18 protein-coding genes are annotated in these 24,679 nt (G+C 64.3%); 8 read left to right on the top strand and 10 right to left on the bottom strand.

Translation table 11 applies throughout. The features are described 5' to 3' along the window. Window positions 1-13: 13 nt before the first annotated feature. From adeC to DNJ95_RS16200, 5 genes are all read right to left on the bottom strand, one after another. Window positions 14-1,435, bottom strand: coding sequence for an AdeC/AdeK/OprM family multidrug efflux complex outer membrane factor (gene adeC / locus DNJ95_RS16220; RefSeq protein ID WP_131185772.1), 1,422 nt, complete (start codon window positions 1,433-1,435; stop codon window positions 14-16). Then, window positions 1,432-4,575 carry an efflux RND transporter permease subunit gene (locus tag DNJ95_RS16215; protein WP_131185771.1) on the bottom strand — a complete coding sequence of 1,048 codons (3,144 nt, stop codon included), beginning with the start codon at window positions 4,573-4,575 and terminating at the stop codon, window positions 1,432-1,434. The genes adeC and DNJ95_RS16215 overlap by 4 nt, the downstream gene beginning before the upstream one ends. Window positions 4,576-4,597: 22 nt before the next feature. Next, entirely contained in the window at window positions 4,598-5,716 is a 1,119-nt protein-coding gene (locus DNJ95_RS16210; RefSeq protein ID WP_131185770.1) for an efflux RND transporter periplasmic adaptor subunit, read from the bottom strand. 212 nt (window positions 5,717-5,928) lie between these two features. After that, the gene (locus DNJ95_RS16205) at window positions 5,929-6,501 is read right to left on the bottom strand and encodes a YceI family protein (RefSeq protein ID WP_131185769.1); all 573 of its coding nucleotides are present in this window, start codon (window positions 6,499-6,501) and stop codon (window positions 5,929-5,931) included. Window positions 6,502-6,536: 35 nt separating this feature from the next. Next, on the bottom strand, window positions 6,537-7,085 hold the full coding sequence (locus DNJ95_RS16200) for a cytochrome b (RefSeq protein WP_131185768.1): 549 nt from the start codon (window positions 7,083-7,085) through the stop codon (window positions 6,537-6,539). Between the two features lie 391 nt (window positions 7,086-7,476). Here DNJ95_RS16200 and DNJ95_RS16195 point away from each other — a divergent pair, with 391 nt between their 5' ends. Then, window positions 7,477-8,883: an adenosylmethionine--8-amino-7-oxononanoate transaminase gene (locus DNJ95_RS16195; protein WP_131185767.1), complete on the top strand. Its 1,407-nt coding sequence runs from the start codon at window positions 7,477-7,479 to the stop codon at window positions 8,881-8,883. Between the two features lie 134 nt (window positions 8,884-9,017). Next, a complete protein-coding gene (locus DNJ95_RS16190) occupies window positions 9,018-10,577 on the top strand; it encodes a methyl-accepting chemotaxis protein (protein WP_131185766.1) in 1,560 nt (519 codons plus the stop codon). Between the two features lie 201 nt (window positions 10,578-10,778). Here DNJ95_RS16190 and gap read toward each other — a convergent pair whose 3' ends face one another. Continuing rightward, on the bottom strand, window positions 10,779-11,789 hold the full coding sequence (gene gap / locus DNJ95_RS16185) for a type I glyceraldehyde-3-phosphate dehydrogenase (protein ID WP_131185765.1): 1,011 nt from the start codon (window positions 11,787-11,789) through the stop codon (window positions 10,779-10,781). Between the two features lie 197 nt (window positions 11,790-11,986). On the opposite strand from gap, the gene DNJ95_RS16180 reads away from it, so the two are divergent. Then, window positions 11,987-12,559 carry a xanthine phosphoribosyltransferase gene (locus DNJ95_RS16180; RefSeq protein WP_131185764.1) on the top strand — a complete coding sequence of 191 codons (573 nt, stop codon included), beginning with the start codon at window positions 11,987-11,989 and terminating at the stop codon, window positions 12,557-12,559. Between the two features lie 130 nt (window positions 12,560-12,689). On the opposite strand, the gene DNJ95_RS16175 is transcribed toward DNJ95_RS16180, so the two are convergent. Then, complete coding sequence (locus DNJ95_RS16175) at window positions 12,690-13,115, bottom strand: c-type cytochrome (RefSeq protein WP_131185763.1); 426 nt, start codon at window positions 13,113-13,115, stop codon at window positions 12,690-12,692. A gap of 266 nt (window positions 13,116-13,381) precedes the next feature. Here DNJ95_RS16175 and DNJ95_RS16170 point away from each other — a divergent pair, with 266 nt between their 5' ends. Next, window positions 13,382-14,680, top strand: a complete 1,299-nt coding sequence (locus DNJ95_RS16170) for an NAD(P)/FAD-dependent oxidoreductase (RefSeq protein WP_131185762.1) — start codon at window positions 13,382-13,384, stop codon at window positions 14,678-14,680. Window positions 14,681-14,740: 60 nt separating this feature from the next. Here the strand turns inward: DNJ95_RS16170 and mdtD are convergent, their stop codons facing one another. From mdtD to mpl, 3 genes are all read right to left on the bottom strand, one after another. Continuing rightward, window positions 14,741-16,138, bottom strand: a complete 1,398-nt coding sequence (mdtD, locus tag DNJ95_RS16165; protein ID WP_131185761.1) for a multidrug transporter subunit MdtD — start codon at window positions 16,136-16,138, stop codon at window positions 14,741-14,743. A gap of 253 nt (window positions 16,139-16,391) precedes the next feature. After that, window positions 16,392-17,024, bottom strand: coding sequence for a flavin prenyltransferase UbiX (gene ubiX, locus DNJ95_RS16160; protein WP_131185760.1), 633 nt, complete (start codon window positions 17,022-17,024; stop codon window positions 16,392-16,394). A gap of 70 nt (window positions 17,025-17,094) precedes the next feature. After that, window positions 17,095-18,444 (bottom strand): UDP-N-acetylmuramate:L-alanyl-gamma-D-glutamyl-meso-diaminopimelate ligase, encoded by a 1,350-nt coding sequence (mpl, locus tag DNJ95_RS16155; protein WP_131185759.1) that lies wholly within the window; start codon window positions 18,442-18,444, stop codon window positions 17,095-17,097. Window positions 18,445-18,583: 139 nt separating this feature from the next. Here mpl and mscK point away from each other — a divergent pair, with 139 nt between their 5' ends. From mscK to DNJ95_RS16135, 4 genes are all read left to right on the top strand, one after another. Next, entirely contained in the window at window positions 18,584-21,895 is a 3,312-nt protein-coding gene (mscK, locus tag DNJ95_RS16150; RefSeq protein ID WP_131185758.1) for a mechanosensitive channel MscK, read from the top strand. Window positions 21,896-21,956: 61 nt separating this feature from the next. Next, a complete protein-coding gene (selO, locus tag DNJ95_RS16145) occupies window positions 21,957-23,417 on the top strand; it encodes a protein adenylyltransferase SelO (protein WP_131185757.1) in 1,461 nt (486 codons plus the stop codon). A gap of 97 nt (window positions 23,418-23,514) precedes the next feature. Continuing rightward, the gene (locus DNJ95_RS16140) at window positions 23,515-24,060 is read left to right on the top strand and encodes a sigma-70 family RNA polymerase sigma factor (protein WP_242671986.1); all 546 of its coding nucleotides are present in this window, start codon (window positions 23,515-23,517) and stop codon (window positions 24,058-24,060) included. Further along, window positions 24,057-24,410, top strand: coding sequence for a TonB-dependent receptor domain-containing protein (locus DNJ95_RS16135; RefSeq protein WP_131185756.1), 354 nt, complete (start codon window positions 24,057-24,059; stop codon window positions 24,408-24,410). The genes DNJ95_RS16140 and DNJ95_RS16135 overlap by 4 nt, the downstream gene beginning before the upstream one ends. The last annotated feature ends 269 nt before the right edge of the window (window positions 24,411-24,679 follow it).

The raw sequence follows: 24,679 nt of genomic DNA, 5'->3' as shown, positions 1-24,679 counted from the left end.
TGGGCAGGACACTTTACCCCTGCGGATTACCGGCACTCTCCAGCCAGCCGCCGCCCATGGCCTTGAACAGATTCACCTCGCTGACCAGTTGCGCAAGCCGGTCGCTGATCAGTTGCTGCTGCACAGTGAATAGCTGCCGCTGCGCATCCAGCAATGTCAGGTAACTGTCCACACCGGTGCGATAGCGGCGCTCGGCCAGGTCGTAGTAATCCTCGCTGGTCTGCAACAGGTTGCGTTGCGCCTGCACCTGGCGGTTGTAGGTTTCCTGCGCGGCCAGGCCATCGGCCACCTCGCTGAAGGCGACCTGGATGGCTTTTTCGTACTCGGCGACCTGGACGTTCTTGCGAATTTCCGCATAGTCCAGGTTGGCCCGCAATTGGCCGGCATTGAAGATCGGCAGGCTGATGCTGGGGGCGAAGGTCCAGTAGCCCGAACCGGAATCGAACAGGCCGGACAATTCGCTGCTGGCCGTACCGGCGGCACCGGTCAGGCTGACACGCGGGAAAAATGCCGCGCGCGCCGCGCCAATACTGGCATTGACCGCACGTAGCTGATACTCGGCCTGCTGGATGTCCGGACGGTTGAGCAGCAGGTCGGATGGCAGGAACGCCGGCAACTCGGCCAACTGGCCGCGATCCAGCCCGGCGCCCGCATTCAGCTCGCCAAGCGCGCCCTGGCCGAGCAGCAGGACCAGCGCATTGCGGTCCTGAGCCACCAGCCGTGTGTACTGCTCGATGGTGACCCGTGCGCTTTCCACCGCACTGCGGGCCTGGCGCAGCTCCAGTGCGGAGGCGACACCGACATCGAAACTGCTCTGGGTCAGCGACAGGCTTTCTTCATAGGTGCGCAGGGTATCGCGGGTGACGCGCAGCAGCTCCTGATCGGCCTGCAGGGTGAACCAGGCATTGGCGACACTCGCCACCAGGCTGATCTGCGTACTGCGCTGCGCGGCTTCCGTCGCCAGGTATTCCTGCAGCGCCTGGTCGCGCAGGCTGCGCAGGCGACCGAACAGGTCGATTTCCCAGGACACGCCCAGGGTGGCGCTGTACTGTGAACCGATGGCCGAATCACCCGTGCTGCTCAGGTCCGCCGGCGTACGGGTGCGATTGCCCGCACCGTCGGCACTGACCGAAGGGAAGACCCCCGCACGCTGGACGCGGTACAGCGCCTGGTAGGCCTCGACGTTCAGCGCGGCCACCCGCAGGTCACGGTTGTTCTCCAAGGCCACGCCGATCAGTTGCTGCAGCGCCGGTTCGCGGAAAAACTCACGCCAGCCAAGACTCGCAGCGGAAGTCCGGGCCGCGGCGGCGGCACCGTAGGCTTCGCCCTGCGGCCAGGCCTGATCCACCGGGGACTGCGGACGCTGGTAGTCCGGGATCAATGAACAACCACCCAGGGCAGCCGACAGGGCCAGGGCAAGTACGGATTTATTCACTGCGATGTCTCCTTATCATCTTCGGCTGCTGCCGCGGCTTTCTTGCGGCCCGCCAGCGAAGACACCAGTACAAAGAACAATGGCACCCAGAAAATCACCAGCACGGTGGCGGTCAGCATACCGCCTATCACACCGGTACCGATGGCATGCGAGCTGCCCGCCCCCGCGCCGCTGGCCAGCGCCAGTGGCAACACCCCGAGGGTGAAGGCCAGGGAAGTCATGATGATCGGCCGCAAGCGCATACGGCAGGCCTCGACCGCCGACTCGGACAATTCCATGCCATCGCGGTACAGGTCCTTGGCGAACTCCACGATGAGGATCGCGTTCTTGGCGGTCAAGCCAATGGTGGTCAACAATCCCACCAGGAAGAACACGTCGTTGGACAGGCCCCGGCCCGTGGTCGCCAGCAGCGCGCCGACAACCCCCAGCGGAACCACCAATATGACCACGAAGGGAATCGACCAGCTCTCATAGAGCGCCGCCAGGCACAGGAATACCACCAGCAGGGACAAGACGAACAGAGCAGGCGCCTGGCTCCCCGAGAGCCGTTCCTCGTACGACAGGCCGGTCCAGGAATAACCGACCCCTGCGGGCAGCTTGGCCATGATCTCCTCGACCGCCTCCATGGCATCACCGGTGCTGTAGCCGGGCGCCGCCTCACCGAGAATCTCGAATGCCGAGACACCGTTGTAGCGGGTCAGCTTGGGTGAGCCATATACCCACTCGCCCGTGGTGAAGGCGCTGAACGGCACCATCTCGCCCTGGTCATTGCGCACGAACCACTTCTCCAGGTCCTCGGGGTTCATCCGTGCACTGGCCTCGCCCTGCATGTACACCTTCTTCACCCGGCCACGGTCGATGAAGTCATTTACGTAGCTGGAGCCCCAGGCGATCGACAAGGTGTTGTTGACATCGCTCAGGGACACGCCCAGCACCCGTACTTTCTCGTCGTCGATGGTCAACTGGTACTGTGGCTCGTCATTCAGGCCATTGGGCCGTACCGCTGACAGCCGCGGGTCCTTGCCAGCCATGCCGAGGAACTGGTTGCGTGCCGTCATCAGTTCATCGTGACCGACACCGGCCATGTCCTGCAGGAAGAAGTTGAAGCCGGAAGCGTTGCCCAGCTCCATCACCGCCGGCGGGGCGAAGGCGAAGACCATGGCGTCGCGGAAGTTGGCGAAGTGCGCCTGGGCACGCGCCGCCAGGGCGAACACACTGCTTTCGGAGTCCTTGCGCTCATCCCAGTGCTTCAGGCTGATAAAGGCCATCGCCGAGCTCTGGCCGCGCCCGGCGAAGTTGAAGCCGGTCACGGTGAACACCGAGTTGACCACATCGCTTTCCTCCTTCAGCAGGTATTCGCGCATGGCATCCACCGTCTGCTGGGTACGCTCGGCGCTGGAGCCGGCCGGCGTCTGCACCTGGGCGAACAGCACTCCCTGGTCTTCGTCGGGCAGGAAAGAACTGGGCAGGCGGTCGAACAGCACCAGCATGCCGGCAAAGATCAGCAGGTAGGCCAGCAGGAACGGTAGCTTGCGCCGCAGAACCCTTTTCACCCCACCTTCGTAACTATCGACGCCACGCTCGAAGGTACGGTTGAACCAGCCGAAGAAACCTCGCTTCTCTTCATGGTGCCCCTTGGGGATCGGCTTGAGCAGTGTCGCGCACAACGCTGGCGTGAAGACCAGCGCCACCAGCACCGAAAGCGCCATGGCCGAGGCGATGGTGACCGAGAACTGGCGGTAGATCACCCCGGTGGAACCACCGAAGAACGCCATTGGCAGGAACACCGCCGACAGCACCAGGCCGATGCCCACCAGCGCGCCCTGGATCTGCCCCATGGATTTACGCGTGGCTTCCAGCGGTGACAGCCCTTCCTCCGCCATCACCCGCTCGACGTTCTCCACCACCACGATGGCATCGTCCACCAGCAGGCCGATGGCCAGCACCATGGCGAACATGGTCAGGGTGTTGACGCTGAAACCGAACAACGCCAGGACACCGAAGGTTCCCAGCAACACCACCGGCACCGCCAGCGTCGGAATCAGGGTGGCGCGGAAGTTCTGCAGGAACAGGTACATCACCAGGAACACCAGCACGATGGCCTCGAACAGGGTATGCACCACATTGGTGATGGATACCGAGACGACCGGCGAGGTGTCGTAGGGGTAGACCGCCTTCATCCCGGTCGGGAAGAAGGGCTCCAGCTCGGCGATGGTCGCGCGAACCGCCTTGGCGGTATCCAGCGCATTGGCGCCGGTCGCCAGCTTGACGGCCAGCCCCGAGGCCGGCATGCCGTTATAGAGGGCATTGATGGAAACGTTCTGCGAATCCAGTTCGACCCTGGCGACATCCTTCAGGCGCACCTGTGAACCATCGTTGTTGACCTTCAGCAGGATCTCGCGGAACTGCTCGGGCGTCTGCAGGCGGGTCTTGCCGATGATGGTCGCGCTCAGTTGCTGCCCCGGCACCGCCGGCAAGCCGCCGAACTGACCGGCGGCGACCTGGACGTTCTGCGCCTGGATCGCCGTGCTGACATCGACCGGTGTCAGGCTGAAGTTGTTCAGCCTGGCCGGGTCGAGCCAGATACGCATGGCATAGGACGAACCGAATACCTGGAAATCCCCCACACCAGACGTCCGTGAAATCGGGTCCTGGATATTCGACACGATATAGTCGGCCAGGTCGGCACGGGTCATCGAGCCATCGCTCGACACCAGGCCGATCACCAACAGGAAGTTGCGCGCCGCCTTGGTCACGCGAATCCCCTGCTGCTGCACCTCTTGCGGCAGCAACGGCGTGGCCAGTTGCAGCTTGTTCTGCACCTGGACCTGGGCGATATCGGGGTCCGTGCCCTGCTCGAAGGTCACGGTGATGGTCATGCTGCCGTCCGAGTTGCTCTCCGACGACATATAGCGCAAACCATCGATGCCGTTGAGTTGCTGCTCGATGACCTGGACCACGGTGTCCTGCACCGTCTGCGCGGAAGCACCGGGATAGGTGACCGAGATGGCCACGCCCGGCGGCGCGATGCTCGGGTACTGGTTGACCGGCAGGCCGAGGATGGACAGGCCACCCGCAAGCATGATCACCAGGGCGATCACCCAGGCGAAGATCGGGCGGTCGATAAAGAATCTGGACATTGGCTATTATCCTCGATCGGCCTTAACGGGCCGATTTGTCGGTATCGACATTGGAAGCCGGAACGGCCTTGACTTCGACGCCAGGCTGGATGAACTGCAGGCCTTCGGTGATCAGGCGGTCGCCGGCTTCGAGCCCTTCGCTCACCAGCCAGCGGTTGCCTACGGAGCGCTCGGTCTTGAGTTGGCGCTGCTCCACCTTGTTATCGGCGCCCACCACCAGTGCGGTGGCCTCGCCACGCGGCGTACGGGTGATGCCCTGCTGCGGCACGAGGATCGCCTCGCGCTTGACCCCGGCAACCAGTTGCGCATGCACGAACATGCCCGGCAACAGATTCTTGTCCGGGTTCGGGAACACGGCGCGCAGGGTCACCGAGCCGGTACTGGCATCCACGGTGACTTCGGAGAATTCGAGGGTTCCCTCATGCTCGTAGAGCGAACCATCTTCGAGCTTCAGCGAAACCCGCGCGGCATTTTCGCCCGCACGCTCCAGCCGACCCTGTTCGAGGTCACGGCGCAGCGCCAGCAGGTCGCGGGCCGGTTGCGTGACATCCACGTAGATCGGATCGAGTTGCTGGATGGTCGCCAGCGCCAGGGTCTGGCCATTGCTCACCAGTGCACCCTCGGTCACTGCGGAGCGGCCGATACGCCCGGCGATCGGCGCCAGCACCTTGGTGTAACGCACATTGATACGCGCCTGTTCGAGGTTCGCCTCGGCCTGCAGATTGGCCGCCCGCGCTTCATCGTACGCCTGCTTGCTGACGGCCTGGTCCTTGACCAGGGAGGCATAGCGCTCCGCCAGCGATTTGCTCGATGCCAGGCTGGCCTGGGCGCTTTTCAACGTCGCTTCATAGACAGCCGCGTCGATCTGGTACAACTGTTGCCCTTCCGTCACGTCGCTGCCTTCAGTGAACAGGCGCTTCTGGATCACACCGTTGACCTGCGGCCGCACCTCGGCGATGCGAAAGGCCTGGGTACGCCCCGGCAGTTCGGTAGTCAGCGAGAAAGGCTCGGCCTGCAGAGTGACGATGCCCACCTGCGGCGCCTCCGCGGCAGGCGGAGGTGTCTGCTCCTTGCAGCCGCCGAGCACGATCGAGGCGGCCATGATTGAAACCAGAGCGGCACTGGTTGACTTGACGGACATGTGGGAAACCTCTTGAAAAACGAAACAGGCGGATCAGGGCGACCACCACGGCCTCGGCAGGCACCGACGGCAGAGTGGCGGAAATATACTTACATTCATAACTGTTTGTAAACTGCTTGCACAAAGCGGAATACCGTGCGCAAGGCACCGCCAGCGAACGAAAAAACGCCGGCACAGGGAGCTGTACCGGCGCAGTCGGCAGCTACCGACGATTACTTGCGAATACCTTCGACGGTCAGGATCAGCTCGACCTCCTGGGACGCCGGCCCCGGGCCCTGGATATTGAAATCGCTCAGTTTCAGGGTAGTACCACCCTCGAAGCCTGCACGGTAGCCACCCCACGGATCGTTGCCTTCACCGAGGAACTTGGCCTTGATCACCACCGGCTTGGTCACGCCGTTGAGGGTCAGGTTGCCGGTGATATCGGCGCTGCCTTCTCCGGTGGACTTGACCGACGTGGATTCGAAGGTCGACGTTGGGTGCTTGCTGGTGTTGAGGAACTTGTCGCCCCGCAGATGCTTGTCACGTTCTGCATGGTTGGAATCCAGGCTGGCGGTCTTGATCTCGACCTTGACCGAACTGGCCTCGGGCTTGGCCGCATCGAAGCTGAAGCTGCCGTCGAAATCCTTGAAAGTACCGTACAGCCAGCTATAGCCCAGGTGGCTGATCTTGAAATTGATGAAGGCGTGCTGGCCTTCCTTGTCGATGGCATAGTCGGCAGCCAGCGCCTGGCCGGCGAACAGCGCCGAACCCAGAGCCAGAGCAGCGAAGCTTTTCTTCAACATGGATGAATCTCCTTTAAGGGTAGTGACATTCACACTCAAGCACGTCCAAACATGCGCTTGAGCGTCGAATCGCGGTCGATGAAATGATGCTTGAGAGCAGCCAGGCCATGCAGGGTGGCAAAGATCACCAGCCCCCAGGCCAGGTAATGGTGCAAGGTGCCTGCGACATCTTCCTGGCGGGGTATCGAGGTCAGGGTGGCGGGGACTTCGAACAGGCCGAAGACACTGATCGGGCGGCCATCGGCGGTGGAAATCAGATAACCCGAGAGCATCAGCACGAACAGGCCGAGATAGAGCAACAGGTGCCCGGCCTTGCTGGCCACGCGGGTCAGTGTGCCGTGGCTGGGCAGGGCCGCCGGGAGCGGATTGGCGAAGCGCCAGAGCACCCGCAGCGACATCAGCGCGAACAGCAGGATGCCGACGCTCTTGTGGATATCGGGAGCCGTGCGATACCAGTTGCTGTAGTAATCCAGTCCCATCATCCAGTAACCGAGACCGAACAGGCCAAACACCACGAACGCGACCAGCCAGTGCATGGCGATACTGACCAGGCCATAGTTGCTCGAAGAGTTGCGCCATTGCATGACCGATATACCCCTGAACGCTGAAAGCAAGAATCCTAATGATTAATCTATCTCAATTGCGCGCATTTTTTCGCTCTGAAACATCGATTAACCAGATAGGTAAAGCCCCTCGACGAAAGCCCCGTCACCCACGGCGCGGCCCAGGGGCGATCGCGCCATACCCTTATTCACGGGTAAAGTGCTTCGATAAAAGCACTGGAGGCTGGACGCAAGAGCGGGGCAGCGGTGTTCTTCGTCCAGCTTTCCAGCCTCCAGCGCTGTTTTCGGCTCTTCGCAGCGCATGGCGTCATCGCCCTGCCTCTCCAGCAGCCGCCCAGCAGGCGCATTCAGGTAGAACGGCCTGCCGTTCCATCGTTTTAACCACCAGGCCAGACGAGCCCCAGGAGCCCCTATGAGTCTCAACCAGAGCTGGATGCAGCGCGACCTCGCGGTGCTCTGGCATCCCTGCACACAAATGAAAGACCACGAACAGGTGCCTTTGATCCCTATTCGTCGCGGCGAAGGGGTCTGGCTGGAGGATTTCGATGGCAAACGCTACCTCGACGCCGTCGGCTCCTGGTGGGTCAACGTGTTCGGCCATGCCAACCCGCGCATCGGCCAGCGTATCAAGGACCAGCTCGACCAACTTGAGCATGTGATGCTGGCCGGCTTCAGCCACGGCCCGGTGATCGAGCTGTCGGAGCGCCTGGTCGCCATCACCCCCGCCGGGCTGGACCGGGTGTTCTATGCCGACAACGGCTCGTCCGGTATCGAGATCGCACTGAAGATGAGCCACCACTACTGGGTCAACCTGGGGCGCCCGGAGAAACGCCGTTTCATCACCCTGAGCAACAGCTACCACGGCGAGACCGTGGCGGCGATGTCGGTGGGCGACGTGCCGCTGTTCACCTCGACCTACAAGGCCCTGCTGCTGGACACCCTCAAGGTGCCCAGCCCGGACTGCTACCTGCGCGAGCCAGGCGTGAGCTGGGAAGACCATTCACGGCTGATGTTCGAGCATATGGAGCGCACCCTGGCCGAACACCGCGACGAGGCGGCGGCGGTCATCGTCGAGCCGCTGATCCAGGGCGCGGGCGGTATGCGCATGTATCACCCGGTCTACCTGAAGCTGCTGCGCGAAGCCTGCGACCGCCATGGCGTGCTGCTGATCCTCGACGAAATCGCCGTCGGTTTCGGCCGCACCGGGACGATGTTCGCCTGCGAGCAGGCCGCCATCACCCCCGATTTCCTCTGCCTGTCCAAGGCGCTGACCGGCGGTTACCTGCCGATGGCGGCGGTACTGACCACCGAGGCCATCTACCAGGCGTTCTACGACGACTATGGCAGCCTGCGCGGCTTCCTCCATTCACACACCTATACCGGCAACCCGCTGGCCTGCGCAGCGGCGCTGGCGACGCTGGATATCTTCCAGCAGGACAATGTGATCGAGGCCAACAAGGCACTCGCCAGACGCATGCACAGCGCCACCGCCCACCTCGCCGACCACCCGCATGTCGCCGAGGTCAGGCAGACCGGCATGGCCCTGGCGATCGAGATGGTGCAGGACAAGGCCACCCGTGCGCCCTACCCCTGGCAGGAACGCCGCGGCCTGCAGGTCTACCGCCACGCCCTGGAACGCGGGGCGCTGCTGCGACCGCTGGGCAGCGTGGTGTATTTCCTGCCGCCCTATGTCATCAGCGAAGAGCAGATCGACTTTCTCGCCGAAGTCACCACCGAGGGTATCGACCTGGCGACCCGCCGCTCGACCGGCGTGTACGTGAACACGGGCCTCCACCCGGACTTCCGCGACCCGGGCTGACCAGCGGGAAATGATGGCCATATGACATTTATTTGGCAGGCATCAATATATGCAGATAGCCGAAGTGTTCCCATGGCCGCCAGGCTGCCGCGCATGGACTGCGGCAACCGCGCCAACCACCCACGGAGACACCGATGCTATCCGCACTCAGAATAAGAAACCTGACCGTAACCCGAAAGCTGGCACTGGGTTTCGGCCTGCTGCTGTTGCTGGCCCTGCTGCTGGCCCTGATCGGCGAGCACGGCCTGCGCAGCAGTGGCAAGTCCTTGCAACGCATCAGCCAGGTCAGCACCCTGTTCGATGAAACCGTATTCACCCGCGAAGCCAACTACAACTACGCCCTGAAGGCCGAGCCCGAGTACCTGTCGGCCCATGACGAACACCAGAAGAACCTGAGCGACGCCCTCGACGGATTGCTCAACGACATCCAGGAGAAACGCTGGCCCGCCCAGGACCTGGCGGCAGTCGAGCGGTTGCGCGCCAACTTCGGCGACTACATCCGCGAGCGCGCCCGGGCCGATACCGGCGAAAACCTGCTGGCCGCCAACGAGCGCCTGCTGGCACTGCAGGAAAGCATCAACGAGCTGTACTACGCGGAAGAAGAGCGCGCCGCCGCCCAAGTATCGGATATCAGGATACTGCTGACCGCGATAACCCTGCTGGCGATGCTCAGCGGCGCCATGGTGGCCCTGGTCATCAGCCGCCAAATCGTCAACCCGCTGCGCCGCGCAGTGGATGCCGCGCAGCGCATCGCCGATGGCGACCTGACCGTCCAACTGCACAGCCAGCGCAGCGATGAGCTGGGCATGCTGCTGCGCTCGATCAACAATATGAGCCTGAGCCTGCGCGACGTCATCGCGCAGATCGGCAGCGGCTCCCACCAACTGGCGGCCTCGGCCTCGCAACTCGCCTCGATCACCAACCAGACCCAGGCCGGTATCGACAGCCAACGCAGCGAGACCGACATGGTCGCCACCGCGATGAACGAAATGTCCGCCACCGTGCAGGAAGTGGCGCAGAACTCCGAACAGGCCGCCAGTGCCGCCCAGGAGGCCGATCATGAGGCCGAGAATGCCCTGCAGTTGTCGCAGCAGGCCATCCAGCAGATCGAAGTCCTGGCCCGTGACGTGGGGGTATCCGCCGAGTCGATGGCCAAGCTGCGGCAAGAAAGCGAACGTATCGGCGGTGTGCTGGATGTGATCAAGACCGTCGCTGGCCAGACCAACCTGCTGGCGCTCAATGCCGCCATTGAAGCTGCCCGTGCCGGCGAAGCGGGCCGGGGCTTCGCGGTGGTCGCCGACGAGGTGCGAAACCTGGCGCAGCGCACACAAAATTCCTCGGAAGAAATCGAGAAACTGATCGCAGGACTGCAGGAAATTGCCGGTGAAAGCAGCCGCATGATGCAGACCAGCGTCGACCAGACGCACCTGTCGGTCAACGGTGTACGCGATACCGGCGCGGCGCTGGCCGCCATCACCCGGCAGGTTTCCAATATCCAGCAGATGAGCGCCCTGATCGCCACCGCCGCCGAGGAACAGTCGGCAGTGGCCGAGGAAATCAACCGCAGTGTCTCCACCGTGCGCGACACCGCCGAGGAATCGGCCAGCGCCAGCGCGGAAATCTCCTCCGCCAGCAACGAACTGGCCCGCCTGGGCAACGACCTGGAACGCCTCGTCGGCCACTTCCGCACCTGAACGTCATGTCGCGGCTATCGGCCAGCCAGGACGATAGCCGCGCAGTCGAACAGCCTGCGCGCCGCGCCTGCCCACCTCAGACCCCGTTCACGATCCACGAGCCAGGGCCGCAGCCGGTTTTCTGCCCGAGGCAAGGCACGAGGCGCGAAGCTTGGCGGCCAAATGAGCCATCGAGTGATGCAGCAGATCGTGAGCTGGTTCTCAAGCGCCGGCGCCACGCCCCCAGAGTTGCAGCACATCGAGCATGCGGTTGGAGAATGCCCATTCGTTGTCGTACCAGGCCAGCACCTTGACCAGGTCGCCCTGCACACGGGTGTGGTTGAGGTCGGCCACGCAGGATGTCGCATAACCGTTGAAGTCATGGGATACCAGCGGCAACTCATTGCACTCCATCACACCTTCCGGCAAGCGTGCCGCGCCCTCGCGCAGCGCCTGGTTGAGCGCTTCGGCACTGGCGGGGGCACGCTCGGCGGTGAAGGTCAGGTCGACCAGCGACACGTTCGGCGTCGGCACCCGTACCGACAGGCCATCCAGCCGCCCGGCCAGCTCCGGTAGCACCAGGCCGATGGCCTTGGCCGCCCCCGTGGTCGAGGGAATCATCGAGAGTGCCGCGGCACGAGCGCGATAGAGATCCTTGTGGGCCTTGTCCAGCAGGTTCTGGTCGTTGGTATAGGCATGCACGGTGTTCAGCAGCCCCTGGCGGATCCCCACCGCCTCATGCAGCACCTTGGCCAATGGCGCCAGGCAATTGGTGGTGCAAGAAGCATTGGAAAGGATGCGCTGGTCGGCCAGCAACCCGTGGTTGACACCATAGACCACCGTCAGGTCGGCGCCCTCCAGCGGGTGCGAAGCGAACACCCGGCCGGCGCCGGCCAGCAGGTGCTGCTCGGCCTGGGCACGCTGCTTGAACTTGCCGGAACACTCCAGCACCACGTCGATACCCAGTTCCTTCCAGGGCAGCCGCGACGGCTCGCGCTCGCTGAGCAGCCGGATCGACTGGGCTCCGATCAGCAGGCGGTCGCCGTCCAGTTCCACCGGCTGGCGGAAGCGGCCAAAGGTCGAATCGAAACGAGTCAGGTGCGCCAGGGTGGCGTTGTCACTCAGGTCATTGATCGCTTCGACGCGAATCCGCCCGTCCAGCCCTCGCTCGAACAGGGCACGCAAAACGGCGCGCCCGATGCGGCCGTAACCATTGATGGCAATACGCAGCATATCGATACTCCCTCTGTCTTGATCCGGCTTCGAGTATCACCGTACTGCCCTGCCACGACCAGAGGCAAGGCTTGAGCCGGATCAGCAAAACATCGGGGATCGTGCGATTTTTCTTCGATCCGATGGCGATTTGCGAGAGAATGCGCCGCTTTCACGGGGGCGATGGCCGCCCGCTTTTCGCCTGAGGTAGCGTGATAGTGGAACAGTTGAAACAGAAAATCCGTAGCGAAGGCATCGTCCTCTCGGACAAGGTGCTCAAAGTCGATGCCTTTCTCAATCATCAGATCGACCCGCACCTGATGCAGCAGATCGGCCATGAGTTCGCCCGCCGCTTCCGCGATGCCGGGATCACCCGGATCGTCACCATCGAAGCCTCGGGCATCGCCCCGGCGGTGATGGCCGGGCTGGAGCTGGGCGTGCCGGTGATCTTCGCCCGCAAGCACCAGTCACTGACCCTGAACGACAACCTGCTGACCGCCTCGGTCTACTCCTTCACCAAGCAGGTCGAAAGCACCATCGCCATTTCCACCCAGCACCTGTCGAGCGCCGACCGTGTACTGATCATCGACGACTTCCTGGCCAACGGCAAAGCCGCCCAGGGCCTGATAGAGATCATCCGCAAGGCCGGCGCCAGCATCGCCGGGCTGGGCATCGTGATCGAGAAATCCTTCCAGGCCGGGCGCCGGGAACTGGAAAACGCAGGTTATCGCGTCGAATCCCTGGCCAGGGTGCAGGCCCTGCGCGACGGCCAGGTGTTCTTCATCGACTGAAGGGCTTTCCTCCGCGCACGGCGCGCGACACCCGCCGCAGGCCCTGGCGCTTTACGTGCGTGCATGAAAAACCGCCTGCCGGCGGTTTTTCATTGCAACCCTGGCCCGCGAAACGCGGGGCAGTGACCGGTCAGAGACCGGACATATGCTGGATGGCCTCCCTCAGCTCATCATCCGAGCAATCGGCACAGGTGCCTTTCGGCGGCATGGCATTCAGGCCCTTGATAGCGGTGGCCAGCAGTCCGTCCAAGCCACCTTCCTTGTCGGCACGCGCCTTCCAGGCGGCACTATCGCCTACCTTTGGCGCATCCAGCAGGCCGATGCTATGGCAGGCGTTGCAGAACTTGGCGACCACGTCCTGAGCGGAACGGGCGCCGCCACCAGCGGCGGCGGCAGCACCTGCGACAGCTGCGGCGCACTCCTCGCCCTGGATGCAAACCTCACCCACCGGCTTCAGACGAGCGGCGATGGCATCATTCGTCGTAGCCTGAGCGTTCATCGCCCACAGGGCTACTACGGCAGTCTGTGCTGCCAGAATCTTCTTAATCAGGTTCACCTTACACCCTCATCTGGCTGGATACGCCCGCGGCCACGGTATCGCGGGCGGGCGATATTATATCCGACAAGCCCGACAGGCCGAAACAACCTATATGTCGCAGGGTTATTATCGGAAGCAGCGGCAAACCGCGACCTGCAGGGGCGCGGGCGGGGCACAGTACCTTTGCCCAAGGCTATAAACCGTACGAAGTGCCGGTTGTAAAGGCGCCCGCTCGGTGTCATGGTGCCGCGCCAATAACGAGTATCTTTACGAGGCGACAGACAGTGCCCCATAGAATCCTCATCGTTGGCGGCGGCGCGGGTGGACTGGAGCTGGCCACCCGCCTGGGCCGGACCCTGGGCAAACGCGGCAAGGCCGAGATCACGCTGGTCGATGCCAACCTCACGCATATCTGGAAACCCCTGCTGCACGAGGTGGCCGCCGGCTCTCTGAACTCGTCGGAGAACGAGCTCAACTATGTCGCCCAGGCGAAATGGTGCCATTTCAACTTCCAGATCGGCCGGTTGTGCGGGATCGATCGAGCGGCGAAAAAGATCGAGCTGACCGCCATCAGCGATGCCCAGGGCAACCAACTGCTGCCCGCGCGCTGGTTGCCGTATGACACGCTGGTCATCGCCATCGGCAGCAAGACCAACGACTTCGGTACCGCTGGCGCGGCCGAGCACTGCATCTTCCTCGACAACCCGCAGCAGGCCGAGCGCTTCCACCAGCAGTTGCTCAGCCATTACCTGTGCGCCCATGCCCAGGGCAACGACAAGGGCCATATCAGCGTGGCCATCGTCGGCGCGGGCGCCACCGGCGTGGAACTGGCCGCCGAACTGCACAATGCCGCCCATGAACTGGCGGCCTACGGGCTGAACGGCATCCAGCCGCAGAACATGAACATCACCCTGATCGAGGCCGGCCCCAAGGTGCTGCCGGCGCTGCCCGAGCGTATCAGCGTGCCGGTGCACAGCACCCTGGAGAAGCTCGGCGTGCGCGTCCTGACCGCCTCGGCCGTGCAGCAGATCGACGCCGACGGCCTGACCATCGCCGATGGCAGCGTGGTCCAGGCCAGCCTCAAGGTCTGGGCCGCCGGTATCAAGGCGCCGGACTTCCTCAACGGCATCGGCGGGCTGGAAAGCAACCGCATCAACCAGTTGCTGGTACGCCCGAGCCTGCAGACCACGCTGGACGACGATATCTTCGCGCTGGGCGATTGCGCCGCCTGCCCGCTGGACGACGGCAGCGGTCGCAACGTGCCGCCCCGAGCCCAGGCCGCGCACCAGCAGGCTTCGTTGCTGGCCAGGTCATTGACGCTGCACCTGCAGGGCAAGGCGCTGCCCGCCTTCCAGTACCGGGACTACGGCTCGCTGGTGTCGCTGTCGCGCTTCAGTGCGGTGGGCAACCTGATGGGCAATCTGATGGGTAACGTCAAACTGGAAGGCTGGCTGGCGCGGATGTTCTATATCTCGCTCTACCGCATGCACCAGGTGGCGCTCTACGGCCTGCCACGCACGGCCCTGCTGATGCTCGGCGACCGCATCGGACGCGGCACCGAGCCACGCTTGAAGCTGCACTGAAGCAGTTGCAAGCTTCCCAGCGTGGGCGCCACCCCATCTTGGTCAAGATTCTCCTGCCGCCTACACCTTGGCCATACGCCCGGCCTGTTCGTCCAGTTGCATGAACAGCGCCGCGGCCAGCATGGTCATCCCGCCGACACAGACGAAGGTCAACTGGAAAGCACGCAAGGAATCGCCGCCCGCACCCGGATCGTTGAAACCATTCAACAAGGCACTGGCCGCGGCCACGCCAAGGCTCATGGACAGTTGGATCACCACCGACAGCAGGCCGTTGCCAGCGCTGGCCTGCTCGTTGCTCAGGCCGATCAGGGTGATGGTGTTCATCGCCGTGAATTGCAGCGAGTTGACCATCCCCAGCACCCAGAGCAGCACCAGCAGCACCGCCAGCGGCACCACGCCGCTCGACAGGCCCAGGCCGATCACCAGCGTCCCCAGCAGCAGGGTATTGCTCACCAGCACCCGGCGATAGCCGAAACGCTGTAGCACCGGCTGGGCCAGCGGCTTGACGCTCATCGCCCCGAGCGCCAGCGGTACCATCGCCATTCCGGCCTGCGCCGGCGAGTAGTCCAGGGCGATCTGCAGCAGCAACGGCAGCAGGAACGGCAATGCGCCGCCGCCCAGGCGCGCGAACAGGTTGCCGAGGATACCTACGGCAAAACTGCGGCAGTGGAACAACGCGGGGCTGAACAACGGATTGTCGATACGCGCGGCCCGCAGCCAGTAGGCACACAGGCAGGCAGCCCCGGCGAACAGCAACAGCAGCACCCGCGCATGGGGCATGTGCATCTCCCCCAGGCCCTCCAGTGCCAGGGTGATCAGGATCATCGCCAAGCCGAACAGTATGAAGCCGAAGCTATCGAAGGGCGTGCGCTGCGTATCCCTCAGCGCGGGCATGTAGCGCCAGGCGAACACGCAGCCGAGCACGCCTACCGGCAGGTTGATGAGGAAGATCCAGTGCCAGGAGGCGTACTCCACCAGCCAGCCGCCGAGGGTCGGCCCCACCAACGGCCCGACCAGCCCCGGCAGGGCGATAAAGGCCATCACCTTGACGAACTCGCTGCGCGGGAACACCCGCAGGATCACCAGCCGCCCGACCGGCAACATCAGCGCGCCCCCCAGCCCCTGGACGATCCGCGACGAAATCAGTTGCCCGAGGGTCTGCGACAGCGCGCAGAACAGCGAACCCAGGGTGAACAGCGCAATGGCGGCGAAAAAGGTCCGCCGCGCGCCGAAACGGTCGGCCAGCCAGCCCGAGGCGGGGATCAGCAACGCCACGGTCAGCATGTAGGCGATCACCACCCCCTGCATGCGCAACGGGTCTTCCTGCAGGTCCATGGCCATGGCCGGCAGCGCGGTATTGAGAATGGTGCCGTCCAGCGTCTGCATGAAAAACGCGATGGCCACCAGCCAGGGCAACACCCGTGCGGTATGGGGATCCAGGGAAAAGGGGGCTTGCATGACATGACCTGAGCGAAAAGGTCGCCCATGGTAAAGGATCTGCAGGCTTGAGGCTTGAGGCTTGAGGCTTGAGGCTTGAGGCTTGAGGCTTGAGGCTTGAGGCTTGAGGCTTGAGGCTTGAGGCTTGAGGCTTGAGGCTTGAGGCTTGAGGCTTGAGGCTTGACAGTGTGCGCACCAGCGCCAAACCCCTGTCAAGCGCATTCTGCTTTTCTCGTCCAGCCTCCAGCGCTCTTATCGGCTCCTTCTTCCAGCCTCAATCCTCCCCGCCGCCCGGATGGTGCTCGCCCCAGCGCGGCAGCATGTCCTGCGGGATGCCCAGTTGGTTGAGGATGCGCGCGACGACGAAGTCCACCAGGTCATCCAGGGTCTGCGGCTGGTGGTAGAAACCGGGCGAGGCCGGCAGGATCACCGCGCCGAGGTTGGACAGCTTCAGCATGTTCTCCAGGTGGATGCTGGAATACGGCGTTTCGCGGGGCACCAGGATCAGTTGCCGGCGCTCCTTGAGCGCCACATCGGCGGCGCGCTCGATCAGGTTGTTACAGGCTCCCGTGGCGATGGCCGACAGGGTGCCGGTGGAACAGGGCACCACCACCATCGCCCCCGGCGCGCCGGAGCCGGAGGCCACCGGGGCCATCCAGTCCTCCTTGCCGTAGACGCGCACCTGCCCCGGCGCGGCGCCGGTGTACTCCGTGAGAAAGGCCTGCAGCGCCTGCGGCTTGGCCGGCAGCGCCACGTCGGTTTCAGTAGCCATCACCAGTTGCGCCGCCCTGGAAATGAGGAAATGCACTTCGCGTTCTTCCTGCACCAGGCAATCGAGCAGGCGCAAGCCGTACTGCGCACCGGAGGCACCGGTCATCGCCAGGGTGATACGTTCAGCTCCGCTCATGGGTAATCCTCGACTTCGACAGGCCCGCACTGCCTGTGAAAGGTGGCAAGTTCCGTAGGCTTCGCATATCTCATGCCAGCGCCTCGGCCAGCCTGCCATGCAGGCCGCCAAAACCGCCATTGCTCATGATCACCACCTGGGTGCCGGGGCTGGCCAGCGCCCTGACCCCGTCGATGATCGACTCCAGCGAGTCGCAGACATGCGTCTGCGTCTTCGCCCCGGCCAGGCTGGCGGCCAAGTCCCAGCCGAGGTTCGGCGGCGCATACCAGAACACCGCATCGGCCTGCTCGGCGGATGCGGCCAGCCCCTCGCGGTGCGCACCCAGCTTCATCGAGTTGGAACGCGGCTCGATCACCGCGATGACCTGCGCGCTACCGACCCGCTGGCGCAGGCCGTCGAGGGTGGTGGCGATGGCGGTCGGGTGGTGGGCGAAGTCATCGTAGACCGTCACCCCGTTGACTTCGGCGACCTTCTCCATGCGCCGCTTGGCATTGACGAAACGCCCCAGCGCCTCGATCCCCAGACCCGGCGCGACGCCGACATGGCGCGCCGCGGCCAGTACCGCCAGGGCATTGGCGACGTTGTGGCGGCCGCTCAGCCCCCACTCCACCACGCCTTCGAGCTTGCCGTCGTAACTGACTTCGAAGCGCGAACCATCGGCGCTGAGCAGTTTCGCCTGCCATTGGCCGCCTGGCCCGGTGGTCTGCACGGGCGTCCAGCAGCCCATTCCGATCACCCGCGCCAGCGCCGGCTCATCCACCGGATGAATGACCAGCCCCTCGCCGGGTATGGTGCGCACCAGATGATGGAACTGCCGCTCGATGGCCGCCAGGTCAGGGAAGATATCCGCATGGTCGAACTCGAGATTGTTGAGGATCGCGGTGCGTGGGCGGTAGTGCACGAACTTGCTGCGCTTGTCGAAGAAGGCGCTGTCGTACTCGTCCGCCTCGACCACGAAGAACGGCGTATCGCCCAGGCGCGCGGAGATACCGAAGTTCCGCGGCACGCCGCCGATCAGGAAGCCCGGGCTCATGCCGGCATGCTCCAGCACCCAGGCCAGCATGCTGCTGCTACTGGTCTTGCCATGGGTGCCGGCCACCGCCAGCACCCAGCGCCCCTGCAGCACATGATCGGCCAGCCACTGCGGCCCGCTGACATAGGGCAGGCCCTGGTTCAGCACATATTCGACCGCCGGGTTGCCCCGCGACAGCGCATTGCCGATCACCACCAGGTCGGGGCCGGGCTGCAGGTGCGCGGGGTCGTAGCCCTGCTGCAACTCGATGCCCTGCGCCTCGAGCTGGGTGCTCATCGGCGGATAGACATTGGCATCGGAACCGCTGACGCGATGCCCGAGCGCCTTGGCCAGCACCGCCAGCGAACCCATGAAAGTGCCGCAGATACCCAGAATATGAATATGCATGATTAACCTCGGAAAACCTCGGCGCAGGTTAGCCGATCTCGCCTGCACTTTCACCGTGACCGGCAAACCGTCAGCCGGGCTCGCCCTGCCCTCGCTCTATCCGTAGACTCGCACCATCATTCCCGCATGGCTGCGTAGCATGACCTCGATACGTACCCTGTCATTCCTTCTGTTACTGACGCTGAGCCTGGCCGCCGCCACCCAGGCCGCGCCGCCCGGGCTTGGCGCACTGACCGGCGGCACCGCCGCGGCCAGCGGCGCCAGCACCACCGAGAGCGAAAGCAAAGCTGCCGCGCCCAGCCTCAAGGAACAGGCCCAGCAACTGCTCGAGCAGAAGCAGGCCACCCAGCGCAGCCTGGCGGACCTCAAGCAACAACTGAACGAGGCGCCCGAGGAAATCCGTCGCAACCAGGCCGAGCTGGCCAGGCTGCGCGCCAACGCCCTGCCCGCCCCTACCGCGACCTACAGCCGCCAGGCGATCCCCGAACTGGAACGCACACTGGCCGAGCGCATCGAGCAACTGGCCGAATGGCAACGCGCCTTTACCGTCGCCAACAGCCTGATCATCACCTCGCAGACCCGCCCGGAGCGGGTGCAGACCGAGATCGGCAACAGCCAGGCCCGCCAGCAGCGCATCGCCGCCCAACTCAAGAGTGGCCGCGAAAGCGCCAGCAAGCCCCTCACGGACGAGAGCCGCAAGTTGCTCGAAGCCGAGCAGGAAGCCCTCGAAGCACTGATCGAACTACGCCGCCAGGAGCTGGCCGGCAACAACCTGCTGCAGGACCTGGGCAAGAGCCGCCGGGACCTGCTGGGCGAGCGCATCGCCCGCGCCGACCAGGAAACCCTGGCGCTGCAGACGCTGATCAACGACAAGCGCCGCGCCGCCTCCGAGCAGACCGTCGCCGAATTGTCGGCACGCGCCGAGGCCGCCGGCACCGACAGCCTGCTGGCCTCGGAAAGCGCGGCCAACCTGAAGCTGTCCGACTACCTGCTGCGCACCACCGAACGCCTCAACCAGTTGACCCAGCAGAACCTGCAGACCCGCCAGCAGCTCGACGCCGTCAACCAGAGCGACCAGGCCCTGGAAGAGCAGATTTCCGTGCTGCAGGGCAGCCTGCTGCTGTCGCGCGTGCTCTACCAGCAGAAACAGGCGCTGCCACGCCTGCACCTGGACAAGAACCTGGCCGATGAAATCGCCGACATACGCCTCTACCAGTTCGAACTGAACCAGGCCCGCAACCGCAATGCCGACCCCGCGGCCTATGTCGAGCAGCTACTGGCCAGCCAGGATAAAGAGCAGCCCACGGATGAATTGCGCAAGGCGCTGCTGGAACTGGTCACCACCCGCAGCGAGCTGCTGGACCGCCTGAACCGGGGCTTGAGCGAACTGCTCAACGAATCCATCACCCTGCAACTGAACCAGAAACAATTGCAGAGCAAGGCCCGCAGCCTGAGCGAAACCCTGGACGAGCAGATGTTCTGGATTCCCAGCAACAAGCCGCTGGACTTCGCCTGGCTCGCCAATGTGCCGCAACTGCTGGAGCGCCAGCTCGCCGCCATGCCCTGGACCTCGGCCTTGAGCGGCCTGTGGGCCGGCCTGCTGGAGCGGCCACTGTTCTTCCTGCCGCTGCTGCTGGCCATCGGCGTACTGCTGTGGCGCCGCCCCAGCATCAACCGCAAGCTGGTGGCCTTGAGCCGCGATATCGGCCACTTCCGCAACGACAGCCAGTTGCACACACCGCTGGCGATGCTGCTCAACCTGCTGCTGGCAATGCCCGGGGCGCTGTTCCTGGCACTGTGCGGCTACCTGCTGCAGAGCGACGGGCGTGCGCAGAACGTCGCCCTGGGCGCGGCGCTCTACCAGATGGCGCAAGCCTGGCTGGTGTTCTATGCGGCCTACCGCATGCTCTCCCCGGGACGGGTGGCCGAACTGCACTTCCGCTGGTCGGTGCCACAAGTGGCCTTCCTGCGCGATGAAGTGCGCCGCCTGGGCCTGGTGGTGCTGACCCTGGTGGTCGCCGTGAGCATAGCCGAGAGCCAGCCCGCCGGGCTGGCCGACGACGTACTGGGCATCGGCGTGATCCTCACCTGCTACGCGCTGATGAGCTGGCGCCTGACCCGTGTGCTGTTGAAAGGGCCGGCCAGCGAAAACGCACCGCCGCTGCGGCTGCTGTTCGGTCTGCTGTTCAGTACCCTGCCGCTGGCACTGATCCTGGTGGTGGGCCTGGGCTACTACTACACCGCGCTGAAACTGACCGAGCGGCTGATCGACACCCTCTATCTGCTGATGCTCTGGGTCGCCCTGGAAGCCACCCTGGTGCGCGCCCTCACCGTCGCCGCGCGGCGCCTGGCCTACCAGCGCTATCTGGCCAAGCGCCAGGCGGCGGAGGAAGCTGGCGGCGAGGCACTCGAGCACCAGGAAGAACCGGGGCTGGATATCGAGCAGGTCAACCAGCAATCGCTGCGCCTGACCCGCCTGGCGATCTTCGGCGCCTTCCTGGTGGCGCTGTACTGGGTCTGGTCGGACCTGATCAGCGTGGTCTCCTACCTGGATAACGTCACCCTCTACGAGTTCACCAGCGGCAGCGGCGAGAACGCCGTGAACAAGCCGATCAGCCTCAACGACCTGCTCGGCGCCCTGCTGATCATCGGCATCACCATGATCCTCGCACGCAACCTGCCCGGCCTGCTGGAAGTGCTGGTGCTGTCGCGCCTGCAACTGGCCCAGGGCAGTGCCTATGCCACCGGCGCTCTGCTGTCCTACACCCTGGTCGGCGTGGGCATCGTCTCCACCCTGTCGACCCTGGGGGTGAGCTGGGACAAGCTGCAATGGCTGGTCGCCGCCCTGTCGGTGGGCCTGGGCTTCGGCCTGCAGGAAATCTTCGCCAACTTCATCTCCGGGCTGATAATCCTGTTCGAGAAGCCGGTACGCATCGGCGACGTGGTAACCATCGGCAACCTGTCCGGCACGGTCAGCCGCATCCGCATCCGCGCCACCACCATCACCGATTTCGACCACAAGGAAATCATCGTCCCGAACAAGACCTTCGTCACCGACCAGTTGCTCAACTGGTCGCTGAGCGACACCGTCACCCGCGTCACCATCCGTATCGGCGTGGAATTCGGCTCCGACCTGGAGCGGGTGCGGCAGATACTGCTGGAAGCCGCCGAAGGCAACGCCAGGGTGCTGCACGAGCCGGAGCCCCAGGTGTTCTTCCTCAGCTTCGGTGACAGCCGCCTGGAGCACGAACTGCGCCTACATGTGAAAGGCCTGGCCGACCGCAACCCGGTGATCGACGAAATCAACCGCCAGGTGGACCGCGAATTCCACGCCGCCGGCATCAAGGTCGCCTTCCGCCAACTGGACGTGCACCTGAAAAGCCGCCAGGGCCAGGAACTGCTGATCGAACAGGGAACCGCAACCGGGGACGCCGCGCGCAGCGACGGATAACGCGTAGGATGGTTCGAGCGTAGCAATACCCATCGTCGAATGCCCCGATACGGAGAACCTCATGCCCAGCCTGACGACATTGCACTTCGACAACCGCTTCGCGCGACTGGGCGACGACTTCTCCACCGAGATCAACCCGCAACCGCTGGAAGGCTCGCGCCTGGTGGTTGCCAGCGACGACGCCCTGGCACTGCTCGACCTGCCGCCCCGGACCCGCGACGACCCGCTGTTCACCGGCCTGTTCAGCGGCCAGCAATTGTGGGAAAGCGCCGAGCCACGGGCGATGGTCTATTCCGGCCACCAGTTCGGCGCCTACAACCCGCAACTGGGCGATGGCCGTGGCCTGCTGCTCGGCGAAGCAGTGAACCAGGCCGGCGAACACTGGGACCTGCACCTCAAGGGCGCCGGCCTGACGCCCTACTCGCGGATGGGCGATGGCCGGGCCGTGCTGCGCTCGTCGATCCGCGAATTCCTCGCCAGCGAGCACCTGCATGCCCTGGGCATCCCGACCTCGCGGGCACTGTGCGTGACCACCTCGGACACCCTGATCTGGCGCGAACGCCAGGAGCCGGCGGCGATGCTCACCCGCCTGGCGCCGAGCCACGTGCGCTTCGGCCACTTCGAGTTCTTCTACTACACCCGCCAGCATGAACAATTGCGGCGCTTGCTCGACCACGTGATCGCCTGCCACTTCCCGCAATGCCTGGAACAGGACGATCCCTACCCGGCGTTCTTCGCTGCCGTGGTGCGCCGTACCGCGCACCTGATCGCCCAGTGGCAGGCCTACGGTTTCTGCCATGGGGTGATGAACACCGACAATATGTCGATCCTCGGCATCACCTTCGACTTCGGCCCCTACGCCTTCCTCGACGACTTCGACAGCGGCTTCGTCTGCAACCACTCCGACCACCAGGGCCGCTACAGCTTCGACAACCAGGTACCGATCGCCCACTGGAACCTCAGCGCCCTGGCCCAGGCGCTGACACCGCTGATCGAAGTCCCGCGCCTGCGCCAGGCACTCGACACGTTCCTGCCCCTCTACGAAGCACACTGGCTGGCCCTGATGCGCGCACGCCTGGGCCTGGAACAGGAATTGTCCGACGACAAGCCGCTGGTCCTCGGCCTGCTGCGCCTGATGCAGGGCAGCGCCATCGACTATGCGGGCTTCTTCCGCGAACTGGGCGACAGCGCCCCGGAACAGGCGCTCGCTCGCCTGCGCGACGACTTCATCGACCTGGCCGGCTTCGACCACTGGGCCAGGCGCTACCGTGCCCGCAGCGAAAGCGAAAGCGGCGACCAGGCGCAACGCCGGGCGCGCATGCATGCCGTCAACCCGAAATACACCCTGCGCAACTACCTCGCCCAGCAAGCCATCGAGGCCGCCGAACAGGGCGACCATGCCCCCGTGCGCGAACTGCACGAAGTGCTCTCGCACCCCTTCGACGAGCAGCCCGGCAAGCAGCGCTACGCCGAACGCCCCCCCGAGTGGGGCAAGCACCTGGAGATCAGTTGCTCGTCCTGAATGCGAAGCGCGCACGTACGCCCCTGGCTTGCCGCTTGCAGCTATTTTCACATCCCACTTGCAGTACCACGATTAAAAAGAATGATTAGCATCTTCCGTGGGCGTAGAACGATTGCCCTGGCATGAACCAATCCCCCGCTCCGACCTGGACAGGCTCTATCGCAACCACAATCTCTGGCTACAGGGCTGGCTGCGCAGACAGACCGAGTGCCCGCAACTGGCCGCCGACCTGATGCAGGATACCTACCTGCGCATACTCGCCTCCAGCAGTGCGCTGGCGCTGCTGCGGGAACTGCGCGAGCCACGCAACTACCTGACCACCGTCGCCCGCCGCGTATTGTTCGACCGCCTGCGCCGCCAGCGCCTGGAGCGGGCCTACCTCGAAGCCCTGGCCATTCGCCCCGAATACCAGGCAATCTCCACGGAAGAACGGGTGCTGATCCTCGACCGGCTGCGCGAGATCGACCGCCTGCTCGACGGCTGCGGCGCCCGGGCCAAGCAGGCCTTCCTGATGGCCCAGTGCCTGGGCATGAGCTATGTGGAAATCGCCCAGCGCCTCGGCGTCTCCCTCAGCTCGGTGAAGAAGTACATGGTCAAGGCCACCGAGCGCTGCCTGCTGCTGGAGTTCGACGAGCAGCCATGAGCGAAGCGACGGCCATGGGCGATAACGAGCAACGGCAGGCCCGCCGCCTGGCGCTCAACCTGCTCAAGGTATTCACCACCTACCGTCTGCCTGGCGAACTGAACCGTTGGAAAGTGGGTGGAGGAACGCAGACCCAGAGCAAGATATACACCCAGTACGGAGTGAAACAAGGCGGGTATACGCTGGTGGATCTCTATACGAACTACAGGATCAGCCAGAACCTGGATGCGACCCTGAATATCAATAACGTATTCGACAAACGTCATTACTCCGTCATCCTGGGCACGGACAGCGGTAACTTCTTCGGAGAGCCGCGCAACTATATGCTGACGGCCAGGTACAGATTCTGACAGCCCGCAGGCTAGGTTGCCTGATCGTTCCCACGCTCCCGCGTGGGAACGCCGCCCGTGACGCTCCGCGTCACGCACCCCAGCGCCCGATCCCGATGGAGGCCACTCCCGCGCAAATGACGCGGAGCGTCATCGGCATAGAGGGCAGTCCTCATGGACTGCGCCCCTGCCACACCACCCGGCATGCGGGTCCGCACCGGGCGGTTCGAGAGATTGAGATCATGAGAGCCGGGGCAGTCCCAAGCGGTCGAACCAGGCCAGGTTCAGCA

The organism is Stutzerimonas kirkiae (assembly GCF_004327335.1).
GTDB classification, from domain to species: Bacteria; Pseudomonadota; Gammaproteobacteria; order Pseudomonadales; family Pseudomonadaceae; genus Stutzerimonas; species Stutzerimonas kirkiae.
Note: the sequence above shows the minus strand (reverse complement) of the source record. Positions and strands in the feature narration are given on the sequence as shown.

What these genes read in the sequence shown, in the direction of transcription:
- DNJ95_RS16215 (WP_131185771.1), bottom strand. Translation starts at nt 4,575, where the DNA reads ATGTCCAGATTCTTTATCGACCGCCCGATCTTCGCCTGGGTGATCGCC.
- DNJ95_RS16210 (WP_131185770.1), bottom strand. Translation starts at nt 5,716, where the DNA reads ATGTCCGTCAAGTCAACCAGTGCCGCTCTGGTTTCAATCATGGCCGCC.
- DNJ95_RS16205 (WP_131185769.1), bottom strand. Translation starts at nt 6,501, where the DNA reads ATGTTGAAGAAAAGCTTCGCTGCTCTGGCTCTGGGTTCGGCGCTGTTC.
- DNJ95_RS16200 (WP_131185768.1), bottom strand. Translation starts at nt 7,085, where the DNA reads ATGCAATGGCGCAACTCTTCGAGCAACTATGGCCTGGTCAGTATCGCC.
- DNJ95_RS16195 (WP_131185767.1), top strand. Translation starts at nt 7,477, where the DNA reads ATGAGTCTCAACCAGAGCTGGATGCAGCGCGACCTCGCGGTGCTCTGG.
- DNJ95_RS16190 (WP_131185766.1), top strand. Translation starts at nt 9,018, where the DNA reads ATGCTATCCGCACTCAGAATAAGAAACCTGACCGTAACCCGAAAGCTG.
- gap (WP_131185765.1), bottom strand. Translation starts at nt 11,789, where the DNA reads ATGCTGCGTATTGCCATCAATGGTTACGGCCGCATCGGGCGCGCCGTT.
- mdtD (WP_131185761.1), bottom strand. Translation starts at nt 16,138, where the DNA reads ATGCAAGCCCCCTTTTCCCTGGATCCCCATACCGCACGGGTGTTGCCC.
- ubiX (WP_131185760.1), bottom strand. Translation starts at nt 17,024, where the DNA reads ATGAGCGGAGCTGAACGTATCACCCTGGCGATGACCGGTGCCTCCGGT.
- mpl (WP_131185759.1), bottom strand. Translation starts at nt 18,444, where the DNA reads ATGCATATTCATATTCTGGGTATCTGCGGCACTTTCATGGGTTCGCTG.
- mscK (WP_131185758.1), top strand. Translation starts at nt 18,584, where the DNA reads ATGACCTCGATACGTACCCTGTCATTCCTTCTGTTACTGACGCTGAGC.
- selO (WP_131185757.1), top strand. Translation starts at nt 21,957, where the DNA reads ATGCCCAGCCTGACGACATTGCACTTCGACAACCGCTTCGCGCGACTG.
- DNJ95_RS16135 (WP_131185756.1), top strand. Translation starts at nt 24,057, where the DNA reads ATGAGCGAAGCGACGGCCATGGGCGATAACGAGCAACGGCAGGCCCGC.